This window comes from Pseudomonas azotoformans (genome assembly GCF_001579805.1).
Taxonomy (GTDB): domain Bacteria; phylum Pseudomonadota; class Gammaproteobacteria; order Pseudomonadales; family Pseudomonadaceae; genus Aquipseudomonas; species Aquipseudomonas azotoformans_A.
Genome location: NZ_CP014546.1, coordinates 1724344 through 1750451 on the forward strand (window position 1 = coordinate 1724344; position 26108 = coordinate 1750451).

Below are 26108 nucleotides of genomic sequence, written 5' to 3' on the forward strand. Positions count from 1 at the left end.
GAGGTGATTCGTAGACTGTCTGAGACAGGTCTAAACAGCTATATGGTGCACCCGGCGGGATTCGAACCCACGACCCCTGCCTTCGGAGGGCAGTACTCTATCCAGCTGAGCTACGGATGCTTGTGCGGGCGACATCATACCCATGTCGACCTTGGGCGTCCATGCTGGTCTTTGGGCGTTCACGTGTAGGAATTTGCCGTACAGAGGCCCTAAGCCGGGCACCACCGATCAGGGCGCAGGAACCCGACCCCTCTACGATGATCAGATAAATCCGATAGATGCGTCGTTTTTGTTCTTTTTTTCGAACAGACTATTGCCCTGCACCCCCATTGATCCTAGGATTCGTTTGAGATTTCAAACGCTCTGTCTCCCGCGTGCGCTTTCACTCCTTTTGCGCGCTGGGGCTGATTTCCCTGACGGCAGCCCACAAGGCGCCTTTCAACAACTCTAATTCGCTCCGCGCGCGCGCGGTGCTGTTAAGGAAAGCCGACATGCAGCTTAAAGATGCCCAGTTGTTCCGCCAGCAAGCCTTTATCGATGGCGCTTGGGTCGATGCGGACAACGGTCAAACGATCAAGGTCAACAACCCTGCCACGGGCGAGATTCTCGGCACCGTGCCAAAGATGGGCGCCGCTGAAACCCGCCGCGCCATCGAAGCCGCCGACAAGGCGTTGCCGGCTTGGCGTGCACTGACCGCCAAGGAGCGCGCCAACAAGCTGCGCCGCTGGTTTGAACTGCTGATCGAAAACCAGGACGACCTCGGTCGCCTGATGACCCTCGAACAAGGAAAACCGCTGGCCGAAGCCAAGGGCGAAATCGTCTACGCCGCGTCCTTTATCGAGTGGTTCGCCGAAGAAGCCAAGCGCATCTATGGCGACGTAATCCCTGGCCACCAGCCCGACAAGCGCCTGATCGTGATCAAGCAGCCGATTGGCGTGACCGCTGCGATCACCCCGTGGAACTTCCCGGCTGCGATGATCACCCGTAAAGCCGGCCCGGCCCTGGCCGCCGGTTGCACCATGGTGATCAAGCCGGCTTCGCAAACTCCGTTCTCGGCCCTGGCCCTGGTTGAGCTGGCGCACCGTGCCGGTATCCCGAAAGGCGTCCTGAGCGTGGTGACCGGCAGCGCCGGCGACATCGGCGGCGAGCTGACCAGCAACCCGATCGTGCGTAAATTGTCCTTCACCGGCTCGACCGAAATCGGTCGCCAGCTGATGGCCGAATGCGCCAAGGACATCAAGAAAGTCTCCCTGGAGCTGGGCGGCAACGCGCCGTTCATCGTGTTTGACGACGCGGACCTGGATAAGGCCGTCGAAGGCGCGATCATTTCCAAGTACCGCAACAACGGCCAGACCTGCGTCTGCGCCAACCGCCTGTACATCCAGGATTCGGTGTACGACGCCTTTGCTGAAAAACTCAAGGTTGCAGTGGCCAAGCTCAAGATCGGCAACGGTCTGGAGGAAGGCACCACCACCGGCCCGCTGATCGACGAAAAAGCCGTGGCCAAGGTGCAGGAACACATTGCCGACGCCCTGAAAAAAGGCGCCACGCTGCTGGCCGGTGGCAAGGTGATGGAAGGCAATTTCTTCGAGCCGACCATCCTGACCAACGTGCCGAAAGACGCTGCTGTCGCCAAGGAAGAAACCTTTGGCCCGCTGGCGCCGCTGTTCCGTTTCAAGGACGAAGCCGAAGTGATCGCGATGTCCAACGACACCGAGTTCGGCCTGGCCTCCTACTTCTATGCCCGCGACCTGGGCCGTGTGTTCCGTGTGGCTGAAGCCCTGGAATACGGCATGGTCGGCGTGAACACCGGGTTGATCTCCAACGAAGTGGCGCCGTTCGGCGGCATCAAGGCCTCGGGCCTGGGCCGTGAAGGCTCCAAGTACGGGATCGAGGATTACCTGGAAATCAAATACCTCTGCCTGGGCATCTAATCCGTCCGGCAAGGCATTGCAGTAAACGCAGAGGGCACGAGAGCGCTGACCCTTTGCGTGTTTCACCCCGTTATTCGTAGTGGCCGGGAACGCTGTGGCAGTCGATCATCGCATGCTGCCGCAGTTGCCTCCCCGCCACGTATTCCTTGGACCACGCCACCCGATGAGTGGCGAATGAGGACTTTATGAGCAAGACCAACGCATCCCTGATGAAACGCCGCGAAGCCGCTGTACCCCGCGGTGTTGGCCAGATTCACCCGATCTTCGCCGAATCCGCGAAGAACGCCACCGTGACCGACGTTGAAGGTCGCGAGTTCATCGACTTCGCCGGCGGTATCGCCGTGCTGAACACCGGCCACGTGCACCCGAAAATCATCGCGGCCGTGACCGAGCAACTGAACAAGCTGACGCACACCTGCTTCCAGGTACTGGCCTACGAGCCTTACGTGGAACTGTGCGAAAAAATCAACGCCAAGGTCCCAGGTGATTTCGCCAAGAAAACCCTGCTGGTCACCACCGGTTCCGAAGCCGTCGAAAACGCCGTGAAAATCGCCCGTGCCGCCACTGGCCGTGCTGGTGTGATCGCCTTCACCGGCGCCTACCACGGCCGCACCATGATGACCCTGGGCCTGACCGGTAAAGTCGTGCCTTACTCGGCCGGCATGGGCCTGATGCCAGGCGGCGTGTTCCGCGCGCTGTTCCCGAACGAACTGCACGGTGTGAGCGACGACGATTCCATCGCCAGCATCGAACGCATCTTCAAGAACGATGCCGAGCCGCGTGATATCGCTGCCATCATCATCGAGCCGGTGCAGGGCGAAGGCGGTTTCTACGTCGCGCCTAAATCCTTCATGAAGCGCCTGCGTGAACTGTGCGACAAGCACGGCATCCTGCTGATCGCTGACGAAGTGCAGACCGGTGCCGGTCGTACGGGCACCTTCTTCGCCATGGAACAGATGGGCGTTGCCGCCGACCTGACCACCTTCGCCAAGTCCATCGCTGGTGGTTTCCCGCTGGCGGGTGTGTGCGGCAAGGCCGAGTACATGGACGCTATCGCGCCAGGCGGCCTGGGCGGCACCTACGCCGGTAGCCCGATCGCTTGCGCCGCGGCCCTGGCCGTGATGGAAGTGTTCGAAGAAGAGCACCTGCTGGACCGCTGCAAGGCTGTCGGCGAGCGTCTGGTGACTGGCCTCAAGGCTATCCAGGCCAAGTACCCGGTGATTGGCGAAGTGCGTGCTTTGGGCGCGATGATCGCGGTCGAGCTGTTCGAAGGTGGCGACAGCCACAAGCCAAACGCCGCTGCCGTTGCCGCCGTGGTGGCCAAGGCGCGTGACAAGGGCCTGATCCTGCTGAGCTGCGGCACCTATGGCAACGTGTTGCGCGTGCTGGTCCCGCTGACCTCGCCGGACGAGCAGTTGGACAAAGGCCTGGCGATCATCGAAGAGTGCTTCTCCGAGCTGTAAGCGGAGGCTGACCTGATCGACAGGAAAAACCCGCTTCGGCGGGTTTTTTTATGCCCATCGCCGCACATTCAGGCCGTGTTCATTGTACGTAGGCGTCTGCATTGACTAAGGTGCAAGCATTGCCGATGGAGCGTGCTGGATGACTGCTGTTGATTTACCCGCTGTACCCCGCGTGTTGATTGCCGAGGCGGACCCTTGGTCGCGGGACCTGCTCAAGCAAGTGTTGTTGAATGTGCGCTGCGACGCGCGGCTGGATGTGTGTGCCGATGGTCAACAGGCGGCGACGTTGCTGCGGGAGAAAGCCTACGACCTGATCCTGGCCGATTGGGAGCTGCCGGGCATTGACGGCTTGAGCCTGCTGCGTAATGTGCGCCAGAAGCGCCGCTCGCCTGCGCTGCCGTTCATTCTGCTGAGCAGTCGCAATGACAGCGCCAGCGTGCGCGAAGCCTTGCCCCTGGCGCCCACGGCGTACCTGACCAAACCCCTGAATATGGAAGGGCTGACCCAGCGCCTGCAAGACCTGCTGCTCAATGAAGGCGAAACGGTGTACTGCGAGATTGCGCCGTTGTCACCGGGCATAACCTTGCCGGTGTTCCTTGAGCGCCGCCGCGAAGCGTCCGATGGCGCACCCTTGCGAGTCGATGTGAAAGCCGCCGTGCAACACAGCCTCGGGCCCGAAGGCCTGGACCTCACGCGCCTGGAAGACCGGGTGCGCATGGACCCGCAAATCACCGCCGTGCTGATCGCCGCAGCCAACAGCGCCGGCCATCACGGCAACCCCGTGCAAACCCTGCCTGCTGCCTTGCAAAAGCTGGTGCCGGGGCAAAGCATGAACTTGATTCTTGGTCTGGCGCTCAAGCACAACGTGGTGCTAGGTGACCCGGCTCTGGTGGCCTATGCCGAGCGCCATTGGCAACTGTCCCAGGACACCGCCGACTACGCCCGGCGCCTGGCACGCATGTTGGAGCTGGACCACGAACGCTGTTACAGCGCCGGTATCCTCCATCGGCTCGGTGACCTGGCGTTGTTGCGCTGCCTGGAAGACTGGCGCCAGGGCGGCGGTGCGCTGGATGACGAAGCGATTGGTGAATCGCTCTACACCTTTGGTGCCGCCTATGGTTCGGCACTGCGCGCGCGTTGGCGTTTGCCGCTGGAACTGCGCCAATTGATCGCGGCGATTTATTCGTTGGAGGGCGGTGTGTATGCCAGGGATGCACTGGTGGTGAACCTGGCGGCGCAGATGGCGCGTTTGACGGAACATGAAGGCTTGGAAGAGCTGGCCAGGGGCAAGACTGCGCGATTGCTCAAGGTCGGCTTGGCGGAGCTGACGCGGATCCGTAAGGCGTAGCGTCAGCCCGCAACGACGCGATTTTTGCCCAGTCGCTTAGCCTCGTACATCGCCGCATCGGCGCGGGCGAACAGGCTGTCCAGGGTCGAGTCTTGCTCCGTGAGGCTGGCCAGGCCCTGACTGATGGTCACGCTGAACGCCTGGCCCTCATAGCTGAAACTCAGCTCCTGTATCTCCCTGCCCAGCCGCTCCGCCACTTGCAAGGCCATCTCCGGCGCGCAACCGGGCAATACGGCAGCGAACTCTTCGCCGCCAATGCGCCCGAACAGGTCGCCACGGCGTAATACCCCGCGGCCGCTCTCGGCGATACGGCGCAACACCTGATCACCTTCCAGGTGGCCATAGCTGTCGTTGACGTCCTTGAAGTCGTCGATGTCCAGCAGCAGGAAGGCCAGCGGCGCACCTTGGGCACAGGCCGTATCGAAGGCTTGGTTGGCACACTCGAAGAAATGCCGACGGTTGCTGCTCTGGGTCAGCACATCGGTGGTGGCCAGGCGGTGCAGCTCCAACTCCATCTGTTTCTTATCGGTGATGTCTTCGGCCATGCCCACCACGATCAACGGCTCGCCGGGCTCGACCTGCTGGTTGATGTAGCACTTGTCGCTCAGCCAGCGGATCTGCCCGTCGGCGGTGATGATGCGGTACTCGCGGTCCTCCACGGCGCCTTGTTCCAGCACGCGGGCCAGGCTGTGCTCGGCGTAGTCGAGGTCTTCGGGGTGAATGCTGTTGCGCCATTCACGATGGTCGGCGAGCAGCAGGCCCGCGGAACGGCCGAAAACGCGTTCATAGGCCGGGCTCACATACAGCACGCGGCGTGTTTCCCAATCGATGGCCCACAGCACGGCGTTCACGCTCACCAGCATCGAACTCAACAGCTGCTCACGCTCGCTCAACCGCTCGACTTCACCCTGGGCATGCACCAGCGCCAACAGGGTCGCGGCGGCAGCCGGACGCGGATGTTCAGCGGTGGGCGGATCGGGCAAGTAGGGATTTTCGTGAACCATCGGCACAACTCTCTCTGGGCGCGCCGCAGGCTGGAGCAGCGGTCACTACAAGGGGCCACCATGATGGCGAAGTGTTCATTGAGAGAGGGGAATTGCAGTGAAGTTCCGTCAACAGGACCGATTGCCGGTGCCCGGTAAATGACGCCAAAAAGCTGATAGGTGGGAGAGCAAGCCCTCCCACCGCACCATCAGACCGCCGCAGGACGCAGCGAATAAGTCTTCAATTGGTGAGCAAAATCCCGCAGGGACTGGATGCCGCTGGCCTCGGCCTCATGCACCCATTCCTTGATCGCCGCGAGCATATCGTGGCCATTGGAACTGGTCTTGAGCCAGATCTGCTGCAGCGCCAGGCGCTTTTCGTAGATCACTTTCAGGGCCTGGCTGTGTTCCAGCATGCTCTGGATACGCACATGGTGGCGGTCATCCAGCAAACTGGTTTCCCGCGACAGCAGGCGCTTGGCACGGTGGAATTGGTGGCGAACGGAGTGATCGACCTTTTCCAGCTCCTGCTTGACCAGTGGGCCGATAACCAACTTGCGGTACTGGGCCATGATCTGGAAGCGGTTGTTGAGGATCGCCATGGCGGTGTCCATGTCCAGGTGGCCCTTGCCTTCCACGCGGTGGGCGATGGGCGCGACGCGTTGCACCTTGGCCAGGCGCAGGAAGCTAAAGACCTTGATCCAGGCCCAGCCCATGTCGAATTCCCACTTCTTCACCGACAGTTTGGCGGAGTTGGGGTAGGTGTGATGGTTGTTATGCAGCTCTTCGCCACCGACGATGATGCCCCATGGCACCAGGTTGGTCGCCGCGTCACGGCATTCGAAATTGCGATAACCCACGGCATGGCCCAGACCGTTGATCACACCAGCGGCCCAGAACGGAATCCACATCATCTGGATCGCCCAGATGGTGATGCCGATGGTGCCGAACAGCAGCAGGTCGATCACGCCCATGATTGCCACGCCCAGCAGCGGGTAGGGCGTGTAAATTTTACGTTCGATCCAGTCTTCCGGGCAGTTCTTGCCGTAGATGCGCAGGGTCTCGGGGTTTTCGGCCTCGGCGCGGTACAGCTCGGCGCCTTTGCGCATCACAGTGGACAGGCCCTTGATGACCGGGCTGTGCGGGTCGTCGACGGTTTCGCACTTGGCGTGGTGCTTGCGGTGGATGGCGGTCCACTCGCGGGTGTTCTGCGCCGTGGTCAACCACAGCCAGAAGCGGAAAAAGTGTTTCAGGCCGGCATTGAGCTCCAGGGAGCGATGGGCTGAATAGCGATGCAGATAGACTGTGACCGCAACGATGGTCACGTGGGTCATCAACAGAGTGACCGCCACCAGTTGCCAGGCTGACAGGTCAAGAAAACCGTTGTACCACATAGGCTGTATGGCCCTCAGATAAAGAAAAGAACAGCTCACGCATTATCACTAAGCCTACAGAGAAAACCAGCCGCCCTTTCAGATAGGAGTGACTGGATGTTTCTTATTCTATAATCCGCAGCCTTTGTAGGGCGATTCTGTTTTTTTGGTAAGGATTACTGACCATATGCTGTTTTCATACCGAGGTGCCCTACGTGCGGGGCTGGTATACCTGCTGGTTTCCGTTCTGTGGATCGGCGTAACCCAGCGCCTATTGATCGAGTTTCTCGATAACCCGAGTGAGCTGAACCACTGGCTGCAGGTGCGCGGCTATGTATGGGTGGCGCTCAGCGCTCTGGCGATTTACCTGATCTGCGCTCGGTTTGCCCGGGCCCATCAGCTGCAACAGCCCTTGAAAGAAAACCGTGAACGCCTGCGCCAGGCCGCCGCCGTGTTCGATTGCACCCGCGAAGGCGTGTTGGTCACCGACGCACAGGGGCTGATCGTGCACGTCAACCGGGCGTTCATGGAGATCACCGGCTACAGCCGCGAAGACGTCATGGGGCATCAGCCCAGCCTGTTCAAGTCCGGTCGCCATTCGTCGAATTTCTATCAACAGATGTTCCAGAGCCTGGAGCGCACCGGCGAATGGAGCGGTGAAATCTGGAACCGCCGTAAAAGCGGTGAGATTTATCCACAGTGGCAGACCATTCGGGTCATTCACGATGACCAAGGGCAGGTCAGCCATTACGTCGCGGTGTTTTCCGACATCAGCGCCATCAAGGACTCCGAGCACGAACTGGCCCACCTCGCGCACCACGATCCGCTGACGGACCTGCCCAACCGCCTGCTGTTCACCGACCGCGCCGAGCAGGCGCTGGCCTCGGCGCAGATCCACAAGCGCGGTTGCGCCCTGCTGTTGCTGGACCTGGACCACTTCAAGATCATCAACGACAGCCTGGGCCATAACGTCGGCGACCAGTTGCTCAAGCTGGTGGGCGAACGCCTCAAGGCGCTGTTTGGCCCTGGCGTTACGCTGGCGCGCCTGGGGGGAGATGAGTTCGCGGTGCTGGCGGAAAGTTGTCCACAGGTGGCCCAGGCGGCGGGCCTGGCGCAGCGCATGCTGGACGCGATGAAACAGCCCTTTATCTTCGACGGCCACCAGCTGTTTATCAGCGCCAGTATCGGGATAAGCCTGTTCCCCAACGATGCCCTGAGCGCCGAGCAGTTGCTGCGTAACGCCGATTCCGCGCTGTTCAAGGCCAAGAGCGCCGGCCGCGAAGGCTACGCCTTGTACACCGAGGAGCTGACTGCCCACGCGCAAAATCGCGTGGAAGTCGCCAGCGAGCTGCGCCGCGCCCTCGAACAGCAGGAGCTCTGCGTCTATTACCAACCCGTGCACGACCTGCACAGCAGCCGTCTGATCGGCGTCGAAGCGCTGGTGCGCTGGCAGCACCCGGAGCGCGGCCTGGTACCGCCGGGGGAATTTATCCCGATCGCCGAGCGCACCGGGTTGATTGCCGAGATCGATGCGTGGGTGATGGACCAGGCGTGTCGGCAGATGTGCCAATGGCTGGCTGATGGCGCCCCGCTGAGTTTTATCGCCATCAATGTGTCCAGCCGTCTGTTTGCGCGGCGTGAGCTGTATGAACAGGTCGCCCAGGTGCTGCATGACACGGGTCTGGATCCGGCCTTCCTCGAGCTGGAAGTCACCGAGAGCGCGGTGATGGAAGACCCGGAGGTCGCGCTGGAGCAGATGCACCGTCTCCGGGAGTTGGGGCTGCGCCTGGCGATCGATGATTTTGGTACGGGTTATTCGTCGCTGCTGCGCCTTAAGCGCCTGCCGGTGCAGAAGCTCAAGATCGACCAGGGCTTTGTTGCCGGGTTGCCCGGGGACGAAGATGACGCGGCCATCGTGCGCGTGGTGATCGCCCTGGCTAAAAGCATGGGCATGCAGGTGCATGCCGAGGGGATCGAGCAGGTCGAACAGGCGCGGTTTCTGTTGGATCAGGACTGCGATATGGGGCAGGGGTATTGGTTTGGCCGGCCGATGCCGGCGCAGGAAATTGATTGGTCGCGGGCCCCCGTAATCGGACAGGCATGACGCGATCAATGTGGGAGCCGGGCAAGCCCGGCTCCCACAGGGTTCAGTGGCACCCATAAAGAAGTATTTTCGAGCTGAAAGCTGTTGCAACCCCACGCCCCACCAGAAAATTCTTTCTGGTTATATAAACATTCTTAAATAGTATTTTTAAGAATATCCGCGCTTATCTACTATCGCTCTCACGCCGCAAGCAGTGCCGCCACTGCGAGGCACTATTCATTTCAGGAGCGAGACCATGAGCGCATCTCTACGTAGCGTCGACGGCCAGGACGAAGCAGCCATTTTGCGTGAGATCCAGAGCGCCTTGCGCGATCTGCGGTTTGGCGCGGTGGAAATCACTGTGCACAACGCGCAAGTGGTACAGATCGAACGCAAAGAAAAATTCCGTTTGCAGAACCCGGGTAACAAACCGAGCTAAGCACTGACGGCGATAGACCCGCACTTAATAAGAAAAAGCCAACACCCCAGAATTTTCAGGAGCTTCTATGTCGTCGATTCGCCGTTATGCCCTGGCCGCCCTGGCCAGCGCCGTGTTTGCAGGTTCCGCCGTTGCCAAGGACTACGAGTTGCTCAACGTCTCGTACGACCCGACCCGTGAGCTGTACCAGGACTACAACGCTGAGTTCACCAACTTCTGGAAACAGTCCCACCCAGGTGACAACGTCAAGATCCAGCAATCCCACGGTGGTTCGGGCAAGCAAGGCCGCGCGGTGATCGACGGCCTGCGCGCCGACGTGGTCACCCTGGCCCTGGCCGGTGACATCGACGAAATCGCCAAGCTGGGCAAGACCCTGCCGGAAAACTGGCAGACCCGCTTGCCGGACGCCAGTACGCCGTACACCTCGACCATCGTGTTCCTGGTGCGCAAGGGCAACCCTAAAGGCATCAAGGATTGGGGCGACCTGATCAAGAAAGACGTGTCCGTGATCACCCCGAACCCGAAAACCTCCGGCGGCGCCCGCTGGAACTTCCTCGCCGCCTGGGCCTACGGCCTGAAAGCCGGTGGCAGCGAAGCCAAGGCCCAGGAATACGTGAAAGAACTGTTCAAGCACGTACCTGTGCTGGACACCGGCGCTCGCGGTTCAACCATCACTTTCGTCAACAACGGTCAGGGTGACGTGTTGCTGGCCTGGGAAAACGAGGCGTTCCTGGCTCTGAAAGAAGATGGTGGCGCTGACAAGTTCGATATCGTCGTGCCGTCCCTGTCGATCCTCGCGGAGCCGCCAGTGGCCGTGGTCGACAAGAACGCCGAGAAAAAGGGCAACACCGAAATCGCCACTGAATACCTGAAACACCTGTACAGCCCGGCTGGCCAGGAGATTGCGGCGAAGAACTTCTACCGCCCACGCGATGCAAAAGTGGCCGCCAAATACGCCCAGCAGTTCCCGAAACTGGACCTGGTGACTATCGACAAAGACTTCGGCGGCTGGAAAACTGCCCAGCCGAAATTCTTTAACGACGGTGGCGTGTTCGACCAGATTTACACCGCGCAGTAAGCCGAGCAACAACCCGCCCACGGAGCCCGCATTCACCTGCGGGTTTTGTGTGTCAGTTCCCTTAACCAAGGACTCTTATGTCGCGTCGTATCTCCCCCGTCATACCCGGCTTCGGGCTGACGCTGGGCTACACCGTGGTGTACCTCAGCCTGATCGTACTCATCCCCCTCGCGGCGATGTTTGTACACGCCGCTCAACTCACCTGGGATCAGTTCTGGAACATCATCTCCGCACCGCGCGTGCTGGCGGCGTTGCAACTGAGCTTCAGCACCGCGCTGTACGCCGCGTTGATCAACGGCGTGATCGGTACGCTGCTGGCCTGGGTGCTGGTGCGCTACACCTTCCCCGGCCGCAAGGTCATCGATGCGATGATCGACCTGCCATTCGCCTTGCCCACCGCTGTCGCCGGGATCGCGCTGACCGCGCTGTACACGCCTAACGGCCTGGTGGGCCAGTTCGCCGCCGACCTGGGCTTCAAGATCGCCTACACCCCGTTGGGTATCACCCTGGCGCTGACCTTCGTCACGCTGCCGTTCGTGGTGCGCACGGTGCAGCCGGTACTGGCCGATATCCCCCGGGAAGTCGAAGAAGCCGCCGCCTGCCTGGGCGCCAAGCCGTTGCAGGTGTTCCGTCACATCCTGGTGCCCGCGTTGCTGCCCGCCTGGTTGACCGGTTTCGCCCTGGCGTTTGCCCGTGGCGTCGGTGAGTACGGTTCGGTGATCTTCATCGCTGGCAACATGCCGATGAAAACCGAGATCCTGCCGCTGCTGATCATGGTCAAGCTCGACCAATACGACTACCGCGGCGCCACGTCCATCGGCGTGTTGATGCTGGTGGTTTCCTTTGTCCTGCTGCTGCTGATCAACTTGTTGCAGCGGCGCATCGAACGTCCATAAGGAGGCGCGGAACATGTCCCAATCGTCTATTTCCGCCGCGTCCTCGGCCAACGCCGCCCGTCGTGGCAGTGCTGCATCGCGACGTATCCTGATCGGCCTTGGCTGGCTGGTGTTTGCGCTGTTTTTGCTGTTGCCGCTGTTTATCGTGGTGACCCAAGGCCTGAAGAACGGCCTCGGCGCGTTTTTTACCGCGATCCTTGAGCCCGACGCGTTGTCGGCGCTGAAGCTCACGGTGATCGCCGTGGTGATTTCGGTGCCGCTCAACCTGGTGTTCGGCGTCAGCGCCGCGTGGTGCGTGAGCAAGTACTCGTTCCGTGGCAAAAGCATCCTGGTGACGCTCATCGATTTGCCGTTCTCGGTGTCGCCGGTGATCGCCGGCCTGGTCTATGTGCTGATGTTCGGCGCCCAGGGCTTCTTTGGCCCGTGGCTGCAGGACCATGACATCCAGATCGTATTCGCCTTGCCCGGCATCGTGCTGGCAACCATCTTCGTCACCGTGCCCTTCGTGGCCCGTGAACTGATCCCGCTGATGCAGGAGCAGGGCACCCAGGAAGAAGAGGCCGCGCGCCTGCTCGGTGCCAATGGCTGGCAGATGTTCTGGCATGTGACCGTGCCGAACATCAAATGGGGTTTGATCTACGGCGTGGTGCTGTGTACCGCACGGGCCATGGGTGAGTTCGGCGCGGTGTCGGTGGTGTCCGGCCACATTCGCGGCGTAACCAACACCCTGCCGCTGCACGTCGAGATTCTCTACAACGAATACAACCACGTTGCCGCGTTTGCGGTGGCGAGTCTGTTGCTGATCCTGGCGCTCTTCATCCTGCTGCTCAAGCAGTGGAGCGAGAACCGTATAAACCGCCTGCGCGCCGGTGCGGCTGAGGAATAATTCATGTCGATCGAAGTCCGTAATGTCAGCAAGAACTTCAATGCCTTCAAGGCCCTGAACAGCATCAACCTGGACATCCAGAGTGGCGAGCTGGTGGCGTTGCTTGGCCCGTCCGGCTGCGGCAAGACCACCTTGCTGCGTATCATCGCCGGCCTGGAAACCCCGGATGACGGCAGCATCGTGTTCCACGGTGAAGACGTCTCCGGCCACGACGTGCGTGATCGCAACGTCGGCTTCGTGTTCCAGCACTACGCGTTGTTCCGCCACATGACCGTGTTCGACAACGTGGCGTTCGGCCTGCGCATGAAACCGAAGAACCAGCGCCCGAGCGAAAGCCAGATCGCGGTCAAGGTGCATGAGCTGTTGAACATGGTGCAGCTGGATTGGTTGTCGGATCGCTACCCGGAGCAGCTGTCAGGTGGCCAGCGCCAACGTATCGCCCTGGCCCGTGCCCTGGCGGTGGAACCTAAAGTGCTGCTGCTCGACGAACCCTTCGGCGCCCTCGACGCCAAGGTGCGTAAAGAATTGCGCCGCTGGCTGGCGCGTCTGCACGAAGACATCAACCTGACCTCGGTGTTCGTGACCCACGACCAGGAAGAGGCCATGGAAGTCGCTGACCGCATCGTGGTGATGAACAAGGGGGTGATTGAGCAGATCGGTTCACCGGGTGACGTCTACGAAAACCCGGCCAGCGATTTCGTTTATCACTTCCTGGGTGATTCGAACCGTTTGCACCTGGGCGAAGATAAACACGTGCTGTTCCGCCCGCATGAAGTGTCGTTGTCGCGGCATGAGCTGGAAGACCATCACGCGGCTGAAGTGCGTGATATTCGCCCGCTGGGTGCGACCACGCGTGTGACCTTGAAGGTCGAAGGCCAGAACGAACTGATCGAAGCCGAAGTGGTGAAAGACCACGATAGCCTGACCGGTCTGGCGCGCGGCGAGACGCTGTTCTTCAAGCCAAAGGTCTGGCAAAAAGCCTAAGCTTAAAAACACTGCATAACCCTGTGGGAGCTGGGCAAGCCCGGCTCCCACAGTGGATCTTCATTAATCTTCAAACCGTGGCACGTTTTTCTCTTGCGGCCACCGGACCCGAACGCTCCTCGATCTGCTGCTTGAGGTCATGGCGCAACCCCAGCAAAAACGCCAACTCCGCCACCACAAACAACGGCCCGACGATCAGCCCCGACACATCATCCACAAACGCCGGTTTCCTGCCTTCGTAGTAATGCCCGACAAACTGAATCACCCAGCCCACCACAAACATGCCGATACCGCTGCTCAGCCACACTAAAGTGCTCTGCGCCGCCAGCACATGCCCGGCCCACACCGACAAGCCCATCAACACCGTCATCAGCACGCCCAGCGCCAGTTCGAGTCGCAGGTAAAACCATGCCGAAAACAGCGCGAGCATAACGGCCGGTGAGATCCACACGCCACCTGCGGCCCACTCCGGGCGTGACAGCAGCACGGCCACCGCGACGACAATCAGCGGAATGCCGATAAAGTGGCTGGCAATATTGCGCGGGTCGCGGTGGTAGGCAGCGTATTGACTGAGGTGGTCGACGAGGCTTTTCATTGTTGTTCCTCCTGTAGGATGCTTGATCATGCCCTGTCACCCGGTGGCGAACTGTCAGCTGGGCGACAATCTTCGGAGTTCTCATGGACGCAGAGCAATGGCACGCGCGGTTGGCCACCGGTCATTGGTTCAGCCGCCTGCCGGGACCTTTTCAGCATAGCTTGCTGGCCCATGCCCGGCTGCGGCAGCTTACGGCTGGGCAGTACCTGTTCAAACGGGGTGATCCGCCTTGTGGTTTGTATGCGGTACTCGACGGCAGCCTGCGGGTCAGTGCGGTGAATGAGCAGGGCAAAGAAGCCATCCTCAGCCTGGTCGAGTCGCCCTACTGGTTCGGTGAAATCAGCCTGTTCGACGGTCTGCCACGCACCCACGATGCCTGCGCCGTCGGGCCGTGCACATTGTTGCAAGTGCCGCAGCAGGCGCTACTGAACATCCTGGATGAAAATCCCCGGTACTGGCGTGACCTGGCCTTGTTGATGAGCCAGAAATTGCGCCTGAGTTTTATCGGCCTCGAACAACTCAGCCTGATGCCGGCCTCGGTCAGGTTGGCCCATCGCTTGTTGATGATCGTCGAGGGCTACGGCGATATCGACCATTCAAAACGCGTGCTGCAATTGCCCCAGGAAGACCTGGCGGCAATGTTGAGCCTGTCGCGTCAGACCACCAACGCCTTGCTCAAGGACCTGCAAGCCCAGGGCATCGTGCGTTTGGGGTACGGAGAGATCGAAATCCTCGACGCGCATCGGCTGCGGGAGGCGGGGCACACCTGAGGGTGTTAGCCTGCACGCCTGATCAATCGAGGTGTGTTATGCGCGTGCTGTTAGTGGAACATGAGTCCGACGAGGCACAGCGGATGGCCTGGGGCCTGAACGAAGCCGGTTACACCGTGGAAGTGGCGGCCAATGGCATGGTGGCGTTGCGGCTGGTGGAAAGCACCGAATACGACCTGGTGATCCTGGATGTGATGTTGCCGGGATTGAATGCCTGGAAGTTGCAGCAGGCGATTCGCTTGAAGGGCAAGACGCCGATGTTGTTCCTGACGACCCCTGGGGGTATTGAAGACCGCCTGCGTGGGTTGGAACTGCATGAGGAAGACTATTTGCTCAAACCCTTCGAAGCCAAGGTTCTTGTTGTGCGGGTAAAGAAATTGTTGCGGCGTGATCGCGGGCGCTGAGTTGTTTGAGCGATCGCTATCGTAACCCATCCCTGAACTGCCCCGGCGTCATCCCCGTCCAGCGCTTGAACGCACGGTTAAAGCTGCTGGTATCTGCAAAACCGAGCAGATGGCTGATTTCCGCCAGTGAGCACTGCGGGTCCCGCAGGTGCAACAGCGCCAGGTTCTCACGGCACTCATTGAGCAGCGCATCAAATCGGCACCCCTCATCCGCCAGGTGCCGCTGCAAGCTGCGCAGGCTCAGGTGCAGCGCTTGGGCGACTCGCTCGGCGCTCGGTTCGCCGTCGGGCAACTGCGCTTCAATCACGCGGCGTACCTTGCGCTCCCAGGTCAGCGGTTGCAGTTGGGCGAGGGTGCGCTTGAGCACGGTTTCGTTATGTTCGGCCAGTTCGGGGTTGGCATCGTCCAGGTGGCTGTCGAAATCCTGCGCGGCGAACTCCAGGCGGTCCTCCTCCGCGCCGAAAAACACCGGCGCGCGAAATACTGTGTGCCATGGCTTGGGATCGGCCGGTTCCGGCCTTCGCAGGTACACCGCCAGCGGCGCGTATTCGCGCCCCAGGCGATTGCGGCAGGTACGCACATAGATCGCCGCAAACGCATCGATGGCCTCGAACGCCGGTGCCGGACTCTGGGCCGGTCGCAGCAAGCGAAAGCGGTAACGTTCTCCCTCCCGACTCAGTTCCAGCGTCAAAGCATCACTGACCACCTGGTGATAACGCACGATGCGCTCGAACACTTCCCGCAAGCTGCCACTGGCCACCAGCGCATAACCCAGCGCATGAAAGGTGGTGGGGCTGACAAATCGCGACACCCGCAGCCCAATCGCCGGATCACCACTGGCCTGCACCGCCAATTCCCACAGACGCGTGGTGGCCGACAGCGGGTAGCGGGCGTTGGGATCGTCCATCTGCTGCGGGTCGAGCCCGGCTTGCTGGCACAACGCGGCGCTGTCGAGGCCCAAGGCATCGAGCTGCTTGCGCAGGGCGCGGGTCCAGCTGGCGAGGGAAGTGGGTTCGGTCATGACGATTGGCGCTTGCGGTCAACAGGTTGGCGTCCGGGGCTAGCGTCCTGCCAGATCGCTTGGGGCAGGATGGGCGCATCAATACACAAGAGGATGGGAGCATGGACGGTACTTCTGCAAGTCCCCAACAGATGAACGCACAACAGCGCTCGGCGCATATCCGTGAAGTGGTGCTGGCCGAAGGCGTGCGCCTGCGCCAGCAACACCCTTGGTTGCTGCATCAGGATGCGTTGGGCGCGGGCATCCTGGCGTTTGCGCTGCTCGGCATGCTGGGCTCGGCGGCGCTCTATATCACGGGCCATATGGCCTGGTGGGTGTGCTTGTTGCTGAACGCGTTCCTGGCTTCACTGACCCATGAGTTGGAACACGACCTGATCCACAGCATGTATTTTCGCAAGCAGCGTCTGCCCCACAACCTGATGATGGGCCTGGTGTGGCTGGCGCGGCCGAGTACGATCAACCCGTGGGTGCGCCGCCACCTGCACCTCAACCATCACAAGGTCTCCGGCACCGAGACCGATATGGAAGAGCGCGCCATCACCAACGGTGAGCCCTGGGGCTTTGCGCGGTTGTTGATGGTGGGGGATAACGTCATGTCGGCCTTCATCCGCATCCTGCGGGCCAAGACCTGGAAGCATAAACTGGCGATCCTCAAGCGCTCGCTGCTGGTGTACGCGCCGCTGGCGCTGCTGCATTGGGGCGCGTGGTATGTGTTCCTCGGTTTTCATGCTGCCAATGGCGTCGCCAGTCTGTTCGGTGCGCCCATCGTGTGGTCTGCCGGCACCTTGCAGATGATGCAAGTGATCGATATCGCCGCCGTGGTGATCATCGGCCCTAACGTATTGCGCACCTTTTGCCTGCACTTTGTCAGCTCCAACATGCACTACTACGGCGATGTGGAACTGGGCAACGTGATCCAGCAGACCCAGGTATTGAACCCCTGGTGGATGTGGCCGCTGCAGGCGTTCTGCTTTAACTTCGGCAGTACCCACGGCATCCACCATTTTGTGGTGAAGGAACCGTTTTACATCCGTCAGATGACCGCCAGGGTGGCCCACAAGGTGATGGCTGAGATGGGCGTGCGGTTCAATGATTTCGGGACGTTTGCGCGGGCCAATCGGCTGGGTTTTCCACCGCCAGCAGGGTTTCGATCAGCGCCTTCGCCGCAGGCGACAAACGCACCCCAGCGCGGCTGATCACCCCGCAACGGTTGCTGAGGCTGTCAAGCGCGTGGGGCAGATTGCGCCAATGCAGCGCCTGCAATTGGCCGCTGGCGAATGCGTCGACGAAGGCTTCCTCGGCACCCAGGCCGATGGCGTCGGATTGCTTCACGATGGTGGCCAATGCGGCAAATTGTTCAAGCTCTATGGCGGGCGCAAAGTCGATGCGCCCACTGAGGTTGGCCAGCAGTTTGCGAATGCCAGGCGCAATCAGTGGCGTGGCCAGCGGGTAGCCGAACAGGTCGTTGGTGGAGAGGCTGTCCTTGGCCAGCAGCGGGTGCCCGGCGCGGCAGAAAAACACGCTGCGCCGAGGCGTCAGGGCCTGGGTCTGGAAGTTCGGGTCAGCCTCAAAGTGACGCACGTCGGCGATAAAGAACTCGATCTCTTCACGGTTCAGGCTGCGCCCGAGTTTCTCCCAGTTATCCACCTGCAAGGCAGTGCGCACCTTGGGATAGGTGGAGACAAAGCGTGCCATCGCCTGGGGCACCAGGTTCACGGCGGCCACGGCGTCGCTGCCCAAGCGCACTTCGCCCGCATCGAGTTTGGTCATGCGCGTGACTTCATGGCTCAGCAACGCCGCGCCTTGCACCAGGCTCAATGCGTGTTGCAGCACCACCTGGCCTTCGGGGGTGGGACGCAGGTCTTTGTTCGCGCGGTCCACCAACACGCAGCCGAACTCCTGTTCCAGGCCCTGGATGCTGCGGCTGAACGCCGGCTGCGTGATGCCCATGGCATCCGCCGCGCGCACGAAACTGCGGTGCTCGTTGAGCGCGATGAAGTAGCGCAGTTGGCGAAGGTCCATGGTATGCCCGGCATCCTTTGGGGGAACCGGGATTTTAAGGGGGTTGCTTATTCCGTCAATTAAGCATTCTTGTTTTATCTAGATCTTAAATGCATATCTATAGAGCGGGCGCCGTGCGGTAAGTGGCGGGGCTGAATACCCGGGTCACCACCAGCATCGCCACCGCTGTCACCGTCAGCACCACCCAGGCACTGATAAAACTGCCGGTGAGTTCACGCAGCCAACCGGTCAGCCACGGCGAAATCGCATTGATCAAAAAGCCCACGCCCTGCACGAACGCCGCCAGTTGCCCGGCTTGGCGCGGGTCGCGGTGGTGGTCGAGGGTCAGCAGCAGGCTCAGGGCAAAACACGCGCCCAGGCCGAAGCCACACAGCGCCACCCACAGATGGGGAAACTGCAACGGCGCCATCAGCAGGCCGAGATAGCCAATGGTTTGGGCCAGCAGGCTGATCCACAGCAGTGGCCGCCGATCAATCCCTCGTTGCGCCAGCACGGGCATCAACAGCGCGGCGATTACCTGGAAGATGGTCATGAAGGCCAGCAACGAGCCACTGGGCAACACATCCCATCCCAGTTGCTGGTAGTAGGCCGGCAGCCACGCAACCATGCTCATGTAGCCGCAATTTACCAGGCCGAAATACAGCGCCAGCAGCCAGGCGCGGCGATTGCGCAGGCCCTTGAAGGCGGGGATGACGTTCGCGCTTTTTGCCGCGCCCAGTGGCAACCAGGCCCACAACAGCAGCGCGGCCAAGGCCGGCAGCAACCACACACCGAGCCCGGCTTCCCACCGCTGAAAATGCGTGGCCACCACTGGGCTGATCAGCGCCGCCAGCCCACCACCGGCCATTAGCGAGGCAGAGTAAACCCCCATCGCCACCGGCACGCGGTGATGAAATTCGCGCTTGATCATCGCTGGCACCAACGCCTGGATCAACGCGACACCGGCGCCACCGAGCAACGCGGTCACCAGCAGCGTCGAACCCTGGCCCATCAGCCAGCGGGCCAGGCACGCCAGCAGGATCATCATCAAGCCCAGGGCAATGCCACGGCGTTCACCCAGTTGCGCTTCAACCCGCACGCCCACCAGCGCCACCAGGCCCATGCACACCACGGGCAGGCTGGTGAGCAGGGCGCTGCTCTGGAAGCTCAAGCCGGTGGCCAGGCGAATCTCACCGAGCAACGGGCTGATGGAGCTGAGGATCGGCCGCAGGTTGAGGCCCAGGACCACCAACAGGCCCCAGCCAGCGAGGGATTTATTCAGGGGCATGCAGGTTTTTCCAGTGCTGGTACAGCGTGGTCATGGCCGCATCCGGCAGATGCTGGATCGGCAGGCGCTGCTCGCTCACTGGCAGGCCCACCTGCTGCCCGATCGCCGCTGTCGACAGGCCAAAGGGCTCGGCCATTTCGTTGCTGGCGGCAAACACCACCCGTTCCACACCGCACAGATACATGGCGCTCAGGCACATCGGGCAGGGTTGGCCGCTGGCGTAGATCACGCAGCCATCCAGGCGCGTGCCGAGTTGCTGGCTGGCAGCGCGGATCGCCAACAATTCGGCGTGGGCGGTAGGGTCCTGGGTCAGATGGATTTCATTCACCGCTTCAACCAGCACTTCGCCGCCTTGCGTCAACACCGCGCCAAACGGTCGGCCACCCTGGGCGACGTTGGTCTGGGCAAGTTGGATCGCGCGTTGCAGGTGCTGGTGATCGTCGGTCATGGAAATCCCTCCGGGCATGATTGGAGGGTGAAGTATGGGTAGCCGTCAGAGTATTCTGAAATTAAATATAACCATGCCAACCAGTGGCAAATGGAATGGTAAGCGCCCATGTTCGATCCCGTATTATTGCGCAGCTTTGTCGCCGTCGTGGATTGCGGCAATTTCACCCGCGCCGCCGAGCGTCTGCACCTGACCCAATCCACGGTCAGCCAGCAGATCCGCCGATTGGAAGAGGCGGTGGCATGTCAGTTGCTGGACCGCGATCAGCGCCGCGTGGTCGCTACGGCGGAAGGCGAGCGCTTGCTGGCCTATGCGCGGCGCATCCTGGCGCTGCATGAAGAAGCCGCCGATGTGTTGATCAGCCAGCAAAGCGACGGCGTGTTGCGCCTGGGTGTGCCGGAGGACTTTGCATCCGAACGCCTCATGCCGCTGCTCTCGGCCTTTGTACTGGCGTTTCCAAGGGTGCGTCTGGAAGTCACCAGCGGCCTGGGCCCCGAGTTGCAGCGCCAGTACCGCAGCGGAGAGTTCGACGTGTTGTTGGTCAAGCAGATGGGCGACAGCGACGACTGCCTGGCCTCATGGCCGGAGCCCTTGTGCTGGGTGGACAGCCGCAGCACGCCGTCCCTGGGGCGCGATCCTCTGCCGTTGGTGGCATTTCCCGTAGGCGGCCTGTACCGCAATGAAATGCTGCAACACTTGGAAGTGGGCGGCTGGCGCTGGCGCATCGGGTACTCCAGCGCGAGCCTGGCGAGTGTGTGTTCGGCGGTGGCGGCGGGGTTGGGCATCAGTTTGTTACCCCGTCGCGTCGTACAGGCAGGGCATAGCGTGCTGGGCCCGGACAGCGGCTTGCCCAGGGTGCAGGGCGTGCGTCTGGCGTTGTATGGCCGCAGTGGCTTGGGCGCGGCTGGGCAAAGCCTACAACGCCAATTGCTTGATTTGTGTGCAAACAGCCCTGCCTGATCAATGCCTTTACTGAATATTTCTTATGCCTGAAAGGCATTCAAAAACAACGCCTTTGCGCCAGCCCCCGCAGGACGGGGCTTTGCCGTATCCAAGTGTTTCATTTATTCAATTTAGATCTATGTATAACTTTAAAGATTACTTTAAGAGATAAGCGTCTGGCCCCGATGATTCAACCCTCGACGGCCTTCCACGCAGGCCTGTCGGTTTTTTTGTTTCAAAACCGTAGGGAGTGAATCAATGGGCAATGTCCAGACCGCCGCCAGTGCACATGAGGCGCAATGGCGCCAGGCACCGGGTGGTGAGTTGGTCGACCTTGGCCGGCCGCACCGCGCGCCGTTGGGGCAGTTGCGCACGCAGAAAACGCCGAAGCGTTTCTCCAGCCGTCGCGAAGGGATCCTGCTGGGTTTGCTGGTGCTGGCCCTGCACGGCGCGGTGATCTACTGGGTGAGCCAGAAGCCGACCCCGGTGTTGCCGATCGTGCCGCCGGAAATTCCGCCGATGACGATCGAGTTTTCCCAACCGGCACCTCCCGTGGTGGAACCGCCGCCTCCCGTGCCGCCGCCACCACCGCCGCCTGTTGTCGAGCCACCGCCGCCGGTGGTGGATGAATTGGCCGCCAAGCCAGCGCCGCCTAAACCGATTCCGAAACCCAAGCCTAAGCCGGTTCCAAAGCCTGAGCCCAAGCCCGCACCGAAGCCGGTCGAGCAGCCGCCCGCGCCACCGACACCGGCACCACCTGCGCCGCCAGCACCACCGGCGCCGGCCCCGGTTACACCCGCTTCGGCCAACGCCGCGTACCTGAAGAACCCGGCGCCGGAGTACCCGTCACTGGCTCAGCGGCGCGGTTGGGAAGGCACGGTGTTGCTCAGGGTGCAGGTACTGGCCAGTGGCAAGCCGGGTGAGATCCAGATCCAGAAAAGCAGCGGTCGCCAGCAACTCGACGACGCCGCGCTGGCAGCGGTGAAGCGCTGGAGCTTTGTACCGGCCAAGCAGGGCGATGTGGCCCAGAACGGCTGGGTCAGCGTACCGATCGATTTCAAGATTCACTAACTATTCGGCTGCGGTGTGTTGCACACGCCGCGACCTGCACAGAGGGAAAACATCATGGCATTAGCATCTCCACTTGAATCCATCGAAAGCGCGGTGATCTGGCTGCTGGTGGTTTTTTCGGTCGCCACCTGGGGCCTGGCCCTGCTCAAGGGCGTGCAGTTCGGTCGCCTCAAAGCGCAGGATCGCAAGTTCCACAAACAGTTCTGGGCGGCGTCGAGTCTCGACTCGGCCGCCGAGCTGGCGGAAACCCAGCCGGGCGCTGCTGCTCGGGTGGCCCAGGCTGGTTACGCCGCGATCCAGGTGGGCGAAACCCCGCATGCGGCCGACCTGAGCCAGGCGATCAACCACCAGGACCGCCTCGAGCGGGCCCTGCGCCAGCAGATCGTGCGTGAACGCCGCTCCCTGGAAACCGGCCTGGCCGTGGTCGCCAGTATCGGTAGCACCTCGCCGTTCATCGGCCTGTTCGGCACCGTGTGGGGCATCATGGAAGCGCTCAAGGGTATCAGCGCTGCGGGCTCCGCCAGCCTCGAAACCGTGGCCGGCCCGATCGGTGCGGCGCTGGTCGCGACCGGTGTGGGTATCGCCGTCGCGGTGCCTGCGGTGCTGGTCTACAACTATTTCCTGCGTCGCCTGAAGCTGACCGCTGCCGACCTGGACGACTTTGCCCACGACTTCTACAGCCTGGCCCAGAAGAACTCCTTCCGCGTGCTGCTGCACCCGGCCCTGAACAAAACCAATGCCGGCAACCCGCAGAAAGTGAAGGAGGCGTCCTGAGATGGCCTTCTCCACGCAAGACAGCGATGAGGTGCTGAGCGAGATCAACGTGACGCCGTTGGTGGACGTGATGCTGGTGCTGCTGGTGGTGTTTATCGTCACCGCGCCGCTCTTGACCAACGCGATCCCGATCAACCTGCCCAAGACCGAGGCGGTCGCGCCGGTGGAGCAGAAGGATCCGCTGGTGGTGAGTATCGACGGCGCCGGCAAACTGTTTATCAACAAGGATGAAATCCAGCCGGACCTGCTGGAATTCAACCTGCAGGCGGCCAAGGCCAAGGATCCCGATGTGCGGGTGCAACTGCAGGCTGACGATGGTGTGAACTACGGCGAAGTGGCGCGAGCCATGGCGTCTATCGAGCGCGCGGGGATTACCAAGCTGTCGGTGATTACCGCACGTTAATTGCAAAAGCCTCGACAATTTTTTGGCCGTCTCCTTGGCAGGGTGCGGCCTTTTTTTTGCGTAAAATCCTTTTGTGATTTTGGTTATTAATAAATAGCTTCTTATTCCTTAACGAATATAACCCCCGTCCCTATACTGTTCAGCAACGTTAAACGCTGCAGGAGGGCACACCCATGCACAGCGAGTCGATTCGTTACCTGATCGTGCCGGGCTGGCAAGGATCGCCAGAAGATCATTGGCAAAGTCACTGGCAGAACAGCCTGCCCAACAGCGCCCGCGTGGAGCAAGATGACTGGCTGACGCCACGTCGCGAAGACTGGGTCGCCGCGCTGGCCGAGGCCATCGCGGCCGACAGCACGCCGGTGATCCTGATCGCCCATAGCCTGGGCTGCATCACCGTGGCGCATTGGGCGGCCACCGCGCCGGTGCAGTTCCTGCGCCAGGTACGCGGCGCCTTGCTGGTGGCACCGGCCGATGTCGAGCGTCCTGCCTGTGCTCCCGCCTTGCGTAATTTCGCGCCCATCCCCACCGACCTGCTGCCGTTTCCGAGCCAGGTGGTCAGTTCCGACAACGACAGTGCCGTGAGCGCGGCTCGGGCCCTTGAGCTGGCCCGTCACTGGGGCGCTGAAGCCGGGATTCTGTCCGGCGCCGGGCATATCAATGTGAAGTCCGGTCACCAACGCTGGGAGCAGGGGTTTGCTTACCTGTACCGCCTGCAAAGCCGCCTTGAGCATCACGCCCGGCGCACTGCCTGAACACTTTTCAACGCCCCGTCCCTTAAGTGGATTGGGGGCGGGAGCCTGCCATGAGTCTGCATGAAACCTACGGCCAGCCGTTGCTGACCTTCCCCGACGCCGAAAAAAGCCCGCTGAGCATTCGCGCCAAGGCATTGGTGTTTGTCGATCCCCGTTCGCGTCAACTGCGCGAAGACCTCGAAAGCCTTGCACCACGCGCCTTGCCCGTGTTGATTCGCGGCGAGACCGGCAGCGGCAAGGAGCTGCTGGCGCGCCACATTCACCGTGGCAGCGACCGTACCGGTTTGTTTGTCTCGGTCAATTGCGGCGCCATCAGCCCGACCTACGCCGATGCCGAATTGTTTGGCTATGCCGCCGGTAGCCACAGCGGCGCGGTCAGCAGCCGGGCCGGTTGGTTTGGTTCGGCGAATGGCGGCACGTTGTACCTGGATGAGATCGGCGATTTGCCGCTGCCGATCCAGGTAAAACTGCTGGCCGCCCTGGAAAACCACGAAGTCACCCGCGTCGGCGCCCATCAGCCCAGCCCGGTGGATGTGCGCCTGGTCGCCGCCACCAGCATCGACCTGGCCCAGGCTGTGGCCGCCGGCAAGTTCCATGAGCGCTTGTTCCATTACTTGAGCGAAGGGCGGCTGGACTTGCCCGCTTTGCGCGAGCGTGTCGGTGACATCCTCTCATTGGCCGAGTACTTCCTGGGTATCTACAGCCAGCGTCTGGACCTGCCGGTGCCGCTGATCAGCGATGCCGCCCAGCGCGTGCTTGAACACCACAGCTGGCCGGGAAATACGCGTGAGCTGGAAAACGTCATTCACTTTGCGTTGCTGGTGAGCAGCGGCGATGAGATCCTGCCCGAGCATTTGAACCTGCCGGTCGCAGGTTCACCGTTGGAGCAGGTGCGGCGGATTTTCAACCGCGCCAGCCCCGTCGAGCAAGAAACCCTGCGTAAATTCCTACATGAACAAAATGGAATATCAACGTGAATAAAAGATATTGTTCGGGAATAAAAAATCTAGGTATTGTCCCTTCCACGCCGCGATAGCACTTCGCTGGCACACCTCATAAAAATGGTCGTCAGAGACGCCCCGGAATTCCGATAAGGACACTGCATGAAAAAGGTTCTGTTGTTTACCGCACTGGCGGCTGCCCTGACTGCAAGCTTCGCCCAGGCCAACGAGAAACTGGTCGTTGCCGCGACCCCGATCCCCCACGCCGAGATCCTCGAGCTGATCAAGCCGACCCTGGCCAAAGAAGGCGTGGACCTGCAGATCAAAGTCTTCACCGACTACGTTCAACCTAACACGCAGGTGGCCGAAAAGCGCCTGGATGCCAACTACTTCCAGACCCTGCCGTACCTGGAAAACTTCAACAAGGGTAAGGGCACCAATCTGGTGACCGTGGTCGGTGTGCACGTTGAACCCATCGGCGGCTACTCGAAAAAGATCAAGAACATCTCTGAGCTCAAGGATGGCGCCACTGTGGCCATCCCGAACGAAGGCTCCAACAGCGGACGTGCCCTGTTGCTGCTGCAAAAGAATGGCCTGATCACGCTGAAAGATCCGACCAATGCCCTGTCCACGCCGAAAGACATTGCCAGCAACCCGAAAAACCTGAAGTTCAAGGAACTGGAATCAGCGCTCCTGCCACGCGTGCTCGACCAGGTTGACCTTGACGTTATCAACACCAACTACGCCCTGGAAGCTGGCCTGAACCCAGCCAAAGACGCGCTGATCATCGAAGACGCCAAGTCGCCGTACGTGAACTTCCTGGTGGCTCGCCCGGACAACAAGGACAGCGACGCTATCCAGAAACTGTCCAAGGCCCTGACCAGCCCGGAAGTCAAAGCCTTCATCGAGAAGAAGTACAACGGCGCGGTCGTGCCTGCGTTCTGATGTAACTCAAAACCCCCTTCAAGGTTTGAACGCCGACGGCTTGCATTGCGTCGGCGTTTTTTTATTCCGGTTTTTTGATAAAGAAGAGAACTTAGATTAAAGGCGTTAAATAAATTATTGGTTGAAGGTCACCGTTGAGTTCATCGGCGGGCCTGATGGATTGTGTCTGAGTGTATCTTTAAATTGTCTTACATTTTACGTTTTGCTTAGTTGGTTTAGTAGGGCCAAGCTTGCGCGTGTTGTAAGAGTCATCGCATGGAGGCGCCCGTGAGTTCTACCAACT

The 26108-nt window shown here is 61.0% G+C and carries 26 protein-coding genes and 1 tRNA gene; 19 read left to right on the forward strand and 8 right to left on the reverse strand.

The features are described from left to right. Nucleotides 1–43 precede the first annotated feature (43 nt). Nucleotides 44–120 (reverse strand) — tRNA-Arg (locus AYR47_RS08045). 371 nt (nt 121–491) lie between these two features. Between AYR47_RS08045 and gabD the strand changes: the two genes are divergently transcribed. The 3 genes from gabD to AYR47_RS08060 all read left to right on the forward strand — a co-directional run bounded on the left by gabD (nt 492) and on the right by AYR47_RS08060 (nt 4745). Continuing rightward, nucleotides 492–1934 carry an NADP-dependent succinate-semialdehyde dehydrogenase gene (gene gabD / locus AYR47_RS08050; protein ID WP_033898923.1) on the forward strand — a complete coding sequence of 481 codons (1443 nt, stop codon included), beginning with the start codon at nt 492–494 and terminating at the stop codon, nt 1932–1934. Nucleotides 1935–2119: 185 nt separating this feature from the next. Further along, entirely contained in the window at nt 2120–3397 is a 1278-nt protein-coding gene (gene gabT / locus AYR47_RS08055) for a 4-aminobutyrate--2-oxoglutarate transaminase (protein WP_033898922.1), read from the forward strand. A 139-nt stretch (nt 3398–3536) separates the two neighbouring features. Then, nucleotides 3537–4745: an HDOD domain-containing protein gene (locus AYR47_RS08060; protein WP_061434849.1), complete on the forward strand. Its 1209-nt coding sequence runs from the start codon at nt 3537–3539 to the stop codon at nt 4743–4745. A gap of 2 nt (nt 4746–4747) precedes the next feature. Here AYR47_RS08060 and AYR47_RS08065 read toward each other — a convergent pair whose 3' ends face one another. Together AYR47_RS08065 and desA are read right to left on the reverse strand one after the other, a co-directional pair. After that, the gene (locus AYR47_RS08065) at nt 4748–5749 is read right to left on the reverse strand and encodes a sensor domain-containing diguanylate cyclase (protein WP_061434851.1); all 1002 of its coding nucleotides are present in this window, start codon (nt 5747–5749) and stop codon (nt 4748–4750) included. A 188-nt stretch (nt 5750–5937) separates the two neighbouring features. Further along, nucleotides 5938–7122 (reverse strand): delta-9 fatty acid desaturase DesA, encoded by a 1185-nt coding sequence (gene desA / locus AYR47_RS08070; protein ID WP_033898911.1) that lies wholly within the window; start codon nt 7120–7122, stop codon nt 5938–5940. A gap of 166 nt (nt 7123–7288) precedes the next feature. On the opposite strand from desA, the gene dibA reads away from it, so the two are divergent. The 6 genes from dibA to AYR47_RS08100 all read left to right on the forward strand — a co-directional run bounded on the left by dibA (nt 7289) and on the right by AYR47_RS08100 (nt 13467). Next, complete coding sequence (gene dibA, locus AYR47_RS08075) at nt 7289–9205, forward strand: phosphodiesterase DibA (RefSeq protein ID WP_061434853.1); 1917 nt, start codon at nt 7289–7291, stop codon at nt 9203–9205. 235 nt (nt 9206–9440) lie between these two features. Beyond that, nucleotides 9441–9623, forward strand: coding sequence for a sulfur starvation response protein OscA (gene oscA / locus AYR47_RS08080; protein ID WP_003170956.1), 183 nt, complete (start codon nt 9441–9443; stop codon nt 9621–9623). Nucleotides 9624–9690: 67 nt separating this feature from the next. Next, nucleotides 9691–10701: a sulfate ABC transporter substrate-binding protein gene (locus AYR47_RS08085; protein ID WP_016975030.1), complete on the forward strand. Its 1011-nt coding sequence runs from the start codon at nt 9691–9693 to the stop codon at nt 10699–10701. 77 nt (nt 10702–10778) lie between these two features. Next, entirely contained in the window at nt 10779–11597 is an 819-nt protein-coding gene (cysT, locus tag AYR47_RS08090; RefSeq protein ID WP_016975029.1) for a sulfate ABC transporter permease subunit CysT, read from the forward strand. Nucleotides 11598–11610: 13 nt separating this feature from the next. Continuing rightward, a complete protein-coding gene (gene cysW / locus AYR47_RS08095) occupies nt 11611–12483 on the forward strand; it encodes a sulfate ABC transporter permease subunit CysW (protein ID WP_010214166.1) in 873 nt (290 codons plus the stop codon). Between the two features lie 3 nt (nt 12484–12486). Next, complete coding sequence (locus AYR47_RS08100; protein ID WP_033898897.1) at nt 12487–13467, forward strand: sulfate/molybdate ABC transporter ATP-binding protein; 981 nt, start codon at nt 12487–12489, stop codon at nt 13465–13467. 70 nt (nt 13468–13537) lie between these two features. Here the strand turns inward: AYR47_RS08100 and AYR47_RS08105 are convergent, their stop codons facing one another. Next, nucleotides 13538–14062: an Mpo1 family 2-hydroxy fatty acid dioxygenase gene (locus AYR47_RS08105; protein WP_061434855.1), complete on the reverse strand. Its 525-nt coding sequence runs from the start codon at nt 14060–14062 to the stop codon at nt 13538–13540. A gap of 83 nt (nt 14063–14145) precedes the next feature. Here AYR47_RS08105 and AYR47_RS08110 point away from each other — a divergent pair, with 83 nt between their 5' ends. Beyond that, entirely contained in the window at nt 14146–14832 is a 687-nt protein-coding gene (locus AYR47_RS08110; RefSeq protein ID WP_033898894.1) for a Crp/Fnr family transcriptional regulator, read from the forward strand. Between the two features lie 38 nt (nt 14833–14870). Then, nucleotides 14871–15236: a response regulator gene (locus AYR47_RS08115; RefSeq protein WP_061434857.1), complete on the forward strand. Its 366-nt coding sequence runs from the start codon at nt 14871–14873 to the stop codon at nt 15234–15236. 16 nt (nt 15237–15252) lie between these two features. On the opposite strand, the gene AYR47_RS08120 is transcribed toward AYR47_RS08115, so the two are convergent. Next, nucleotides 15253–16257, reverse strand: coding sequence for an AraC family transcriptional regulator (locus AYR47_RS08120; protein WP_033898888.1), 1005 nt, complete (start codon nt 16255–16257; stop codon nt 15253–15255). A gap of 101 nt (nt 16258–16358) precedes the next feature. On the opposite strand from AYR47_RS08120, the gene AYR47_RS08125 reads away from it, so the two are divergent. Further along, nucleotides 16359–17453, forward strand: a complete 1095-nt coding sequence (locus AYR47_RS08125) for a fatty acid desaturase (protein WP_061434859.1) — start codon at nt 16359–16361, stop codon at nt 17451–17453. On the opposite strand, the gene AYR47_RS31945 is transcribed toward AYR47_RS08125, so the two are convergent. The 3 genes from AYR47_RS31945 to AYR47_RS08140 all read right to left on the reverse strand — a co-directional run bounded on the left by AYR47_RS31945 (nt 17344) and on the right by AYR47_RS08140 (nt 19994). Continuing rightward, on the reverse strand, nt 17344–18279 hold the full coding sequence (locus AYR47_RS31945) for a LysR family transcriptional regulator (RefSeq protein WP_033898884.1): 936 nt from the start codon (nt 18277–18279) through the stop codon (nt 17344–17346). The genes AYR47_RS08125 and AYR47_RS31945 overlap by 110 nt on opposite strands. A gap of 97 nt (nt 18280–18376) precedes the next feature. Further along, nucleotides 18377–19546: a CynX/NimT family MFS transporter gene (locus tag AYR47_RS08135; protein ID WP_061434863.1), complete on the reverse strand. Its 1170-nt coding sequence runs from the start codon at nt 19544–19546 to the stop codon at nt 18377–18379. Beyond that, nucleotides 19533–19994: a nucleoside deaminase gene (locus tag AYR47_RS08140; protein WP_033898971.1), complete on the reverse strand. Its 462-nt coding sequence runs from the start codon at nt 19992–19994 to the stop codon at nt 19533–19535. The genes AYR47_RS08135 and AYR47_RS08140 overlap by 14 nt, the downstream gene beginning before the upstream one ends. Before the next feature lie 108 nt (nt 19995–20102). Between AYR47_RS08140 and AYR47_RS08145 the strand changes: the two genes are divergently transcribed. From AYR47_RS08145 to AYR47_RS08175, 7 genes are all read left to right on the forward strand, one after another. After that, nucleotides 20103–20954, forward strand: a complete 852-nt coding sequence (locus tag AYR47_RS08145) for a LysR family transcriptional regulator (RefSeq protein WP_033898878.1) — start codon at nt 20103–20105, stop codon at nt 20952–20954. A 240-nt stretch (nt 20955–21194) separates the two neighbouring features. Beyond that, on the forward strand, nt 21195–22007 hold the full coding sequence (locus tag AYR47_RS08150; RefSeq protein ID WP_038850321.1) for an energy transducer TonB: 813 nt from the start codon (nt 21195–21197) through the stop codon (nt 22005–22007). A gap of 54 nt (nt 22008–22061) precedes the next feature. Then, nucleotides 22062–22781 (forward strand): MotA/TolQ/ExbB proton channel family protein, encoded by a 720-nt coding sequence (locus AYR47_RS08155; protein ID WP_033898873.1) that lies wholly within the window; start codon nt 22062–22064, stop codon nt 22779–22781. Nucleotide 22782: 1 nt separating this feature from the next. Then, nucleotides 22783–23184: an ExbD/TolR family protein gene (locus AYR47_RS08160; RefSeq protein ID WP_010565408.1), complete on the forward strand. Its 402-nt coding sequence runs from the start codon at nt 22783–22785 to the stop codon at nt 23182–23184. A 173-nt stretch (nt 23185–23357) separates the two neighbouring features. Continuing rightward, nucleotides 23358–23939 (forward strand): alpha/beta hydrolase, encoded by a 582-nt coding sequence (locus AYR47_RS08165; protein WP_033898867.1) that lies wholly within the window; start codon nt 23358–23360, stop codon nt 23937–23939. Between the two features lie 50 nt (nt 23940–23989). Beyond that, on the forward strand, nt 23990–24916 hold the full coding sequence (locus AYR47_RS08170) for a sigma 54-interacting transcriptional regulator (RefSeq protein WP_061434865.1): 927 nt from the start codon (nt 23990–23992) through the stop codon (nt 24914–24916). A 126-nt stretch (nt 24917–25042) separates the two neighbouring features. Beyond that, entirely contained in the window at nt 25043–25825 is a 783-nt protein-coding gene (locus AYR47_RS08175) for a MetQ/NlpA family ABC transporter substrate-binding protein (RefSeq protein WP_033898862.1), read from the forward strand. Nucleotides 25826–26108: the final 283 nt, after the last annotated feature.

What these genes read in the sequence shown, in the direction of transcription:
- gabD (WP_033898923.1), top strand. Translation starts at nt 492, where the DNA reads ATGCAGCTTAAAGATGCCCAGTTGTTCCGCCAGCAAGCCTTTATCGAT.
- gabT (WP_033898922.1), top strand. Translation starts at nt 2,120, where the DNA reads ATGAGCAAGACCAACGCATCCCTGATGAAACGCCGCGAAGCCGCTGTA.
- AYR47_RS08060 (WP_061434849.1), top strand. Translation starts at nt 3,537, where the DNA reads ATGACTGCTGTTGATTTACCCGCTGTACCCCGCGTGTTGATTGCCGAG.
- AYR47_RS08065 (WP_061434851.1), bottom strand. Translation starts at nt 5,749, where the DNA reads ATGGTTCACGAAAATCCCTACTTGCCCGATCCGCCCACCGCTGAACAT.
- desA (WP_033898911.1), bottom strand. Translation starts at nt 7,122, where the DNA reads ATGTGGTACAACGGTTTTCTTGACCTGTCAGCCTGGCAACTGGTGGCG.
- dibA (WP_061434853.1), top strand. Translation starts at nt 7,289, where the DNA reads ATGCTGTTTTCATACCGAGGTGCCCTACGTGCGGGGCTGGTATACCTG.
- oscA (WP_003170956.1), top strand. Translation starts at nt 9,441, where the DNA reads ATGAGCGCATCTCTACGTAGCGTCGACGGCCAGGACGAAGCAGCCATT.
- AYR47_RS08085 (WP_016975030.1), top strand. Translation starts at nt 9,691, where the DNA reads ATGTCGTCGATTCGCCGTTATGCCCTGGCCGCCCTGGCCAGCGCCGTG.
- cysT (WP_016975029.1), top strand. Translation starts at nt 10,779, where the DNA reads ATGTCGCGTCGTATCTCCCCCGTCATACCCGGCTTCGGGCTGACGCTG.
- cysW (WP_010214166.1), top strand. Translation starts at nt 11,611, where the DNA reads ATGTCCCAATCGTCTATTTCCGCCGCGTCCTCGGCCAACGCCGCCCGT.
- AYR47_RS08100 (WP_033898897.1), top strand. Translation starts at nt 12,487, where the DNA reads ATGTCGATCGAAGTCCGTAATGTCAGCAAGAACTTCAATGCCTTCAAG.
- AYR47_RS08105 (WP_061434855.1), bottom strand. Translation starts at nt 14,062, where the DNA reads ATGAAAAGCCTCGTCGACCACCTCAGTCAATACGCTGCCTACCACCGC.
- AYR47_RS08110 (WP_033898894.1), top strand. Translation starts at nt 14,146, where the DNA reads ATGGACGCAGAGCAATGGCACGCGCGGTTGGCCACCGGTCATTGGTTC.
- AYR47_RS08115 (WP_061434857.1), top strand. Translation starts at nt 14,871, where the DNA reads ATGCGCGTGCTGTTAGTGGAACATGAGTCCGACGAGGCACAGCGGATG.
- AYR47_RS08120 (WP_033898888.1), bottom strand. Translation starts at nt 16,257, where the DNA reads ATGACCGAACCCACTTCCCTCGCCAGCTGGACCCGCGCCCTGCGCAAG.
- AYR47_RS08125 (WP_061434859.1), top strand. Translation starts at nt 16,359, where the DNA reads ATGGACGGTACTTCTGCAAGTCCCCAACAGATGAACGCACAACAGCGC.
- AYR47_RS31945 (WP_033898884.1), bottom strand. Translation starts at nt 18,279, where the DNA reads ATGGACCTTCGCCAACTGCGCTACTTCATCGCGCTCAACGAGCACCGC.
- AYR47_RS08135 (WP_061434863.1), bottom strand. Translation starts at nt 19,546, where the DNA reads ATGCCCCTGAATAAATCCCTCGCTGGCTGGGGCCTGTTGGTGGTCCTG.
- AYR47_RS08140 (WP_033898971.1), bottom strand. Translation starts at nt 19,994, where the DNA reads ATGACCGACGATCACCAGCACCTGCAACGCGCGATCCAACTTGCCCAG.
- AYR47_RS08145 (WP_033898878.1), top strand. Translation starts at nt 20,103, where the DNA reads ATGTTCGATCCCGTATTATTGCGCAGCTTTGTCGCCGTCGTGGATTGC.
- AYR47_RS08150 (WP_038850321.1), top strand. Translation starts at nt 21,195, where the DNA reads ATGGGCAATGTCCAGACCGCCGCCAGTGCACATGAGGCGCAATGGCGC.
- AYR47_RS08155 (WP_033898873.1), top strand. Translation starts at nt 22,062, where the DNA reads ATGGCATTAGCATCTCCACTTGAATCCATCGAAAGCGCGGTGATCTGG.
- AYR47_RS08160 (WP_010565408.1), top strand. Translation starts at nt 22,783, where the DNA reads ATGGCCTTCTCCACGCAAGACAGCGATGAGGTGCTGAGCGAGATCAAC.
- AYR47_RS08165 (WP_033898867.1), top strand. Translation starts at nt 23,358, where the DNA reads ATGCACAGCGAGTCGATTCGTTACCTGATCGTGCCGGGCTGGCAAGGA.
- AYR47_RS08170 (WP_061434865.1), top strand. Translation starts at nt 23,990, where the DNA reads ATGAGTCTGCATGAAACCTACGGCCAGCCGTTGCTGACCTTCCCCGAC.
- AYR47_RS08175 (WP_033898862.1), top strand. Translation starts at nt 25,043, where the DNA reads ATGAAAAAGGTTCTGTTGTTTACCGCACTGGCGGCTGCCCTGACTGCA.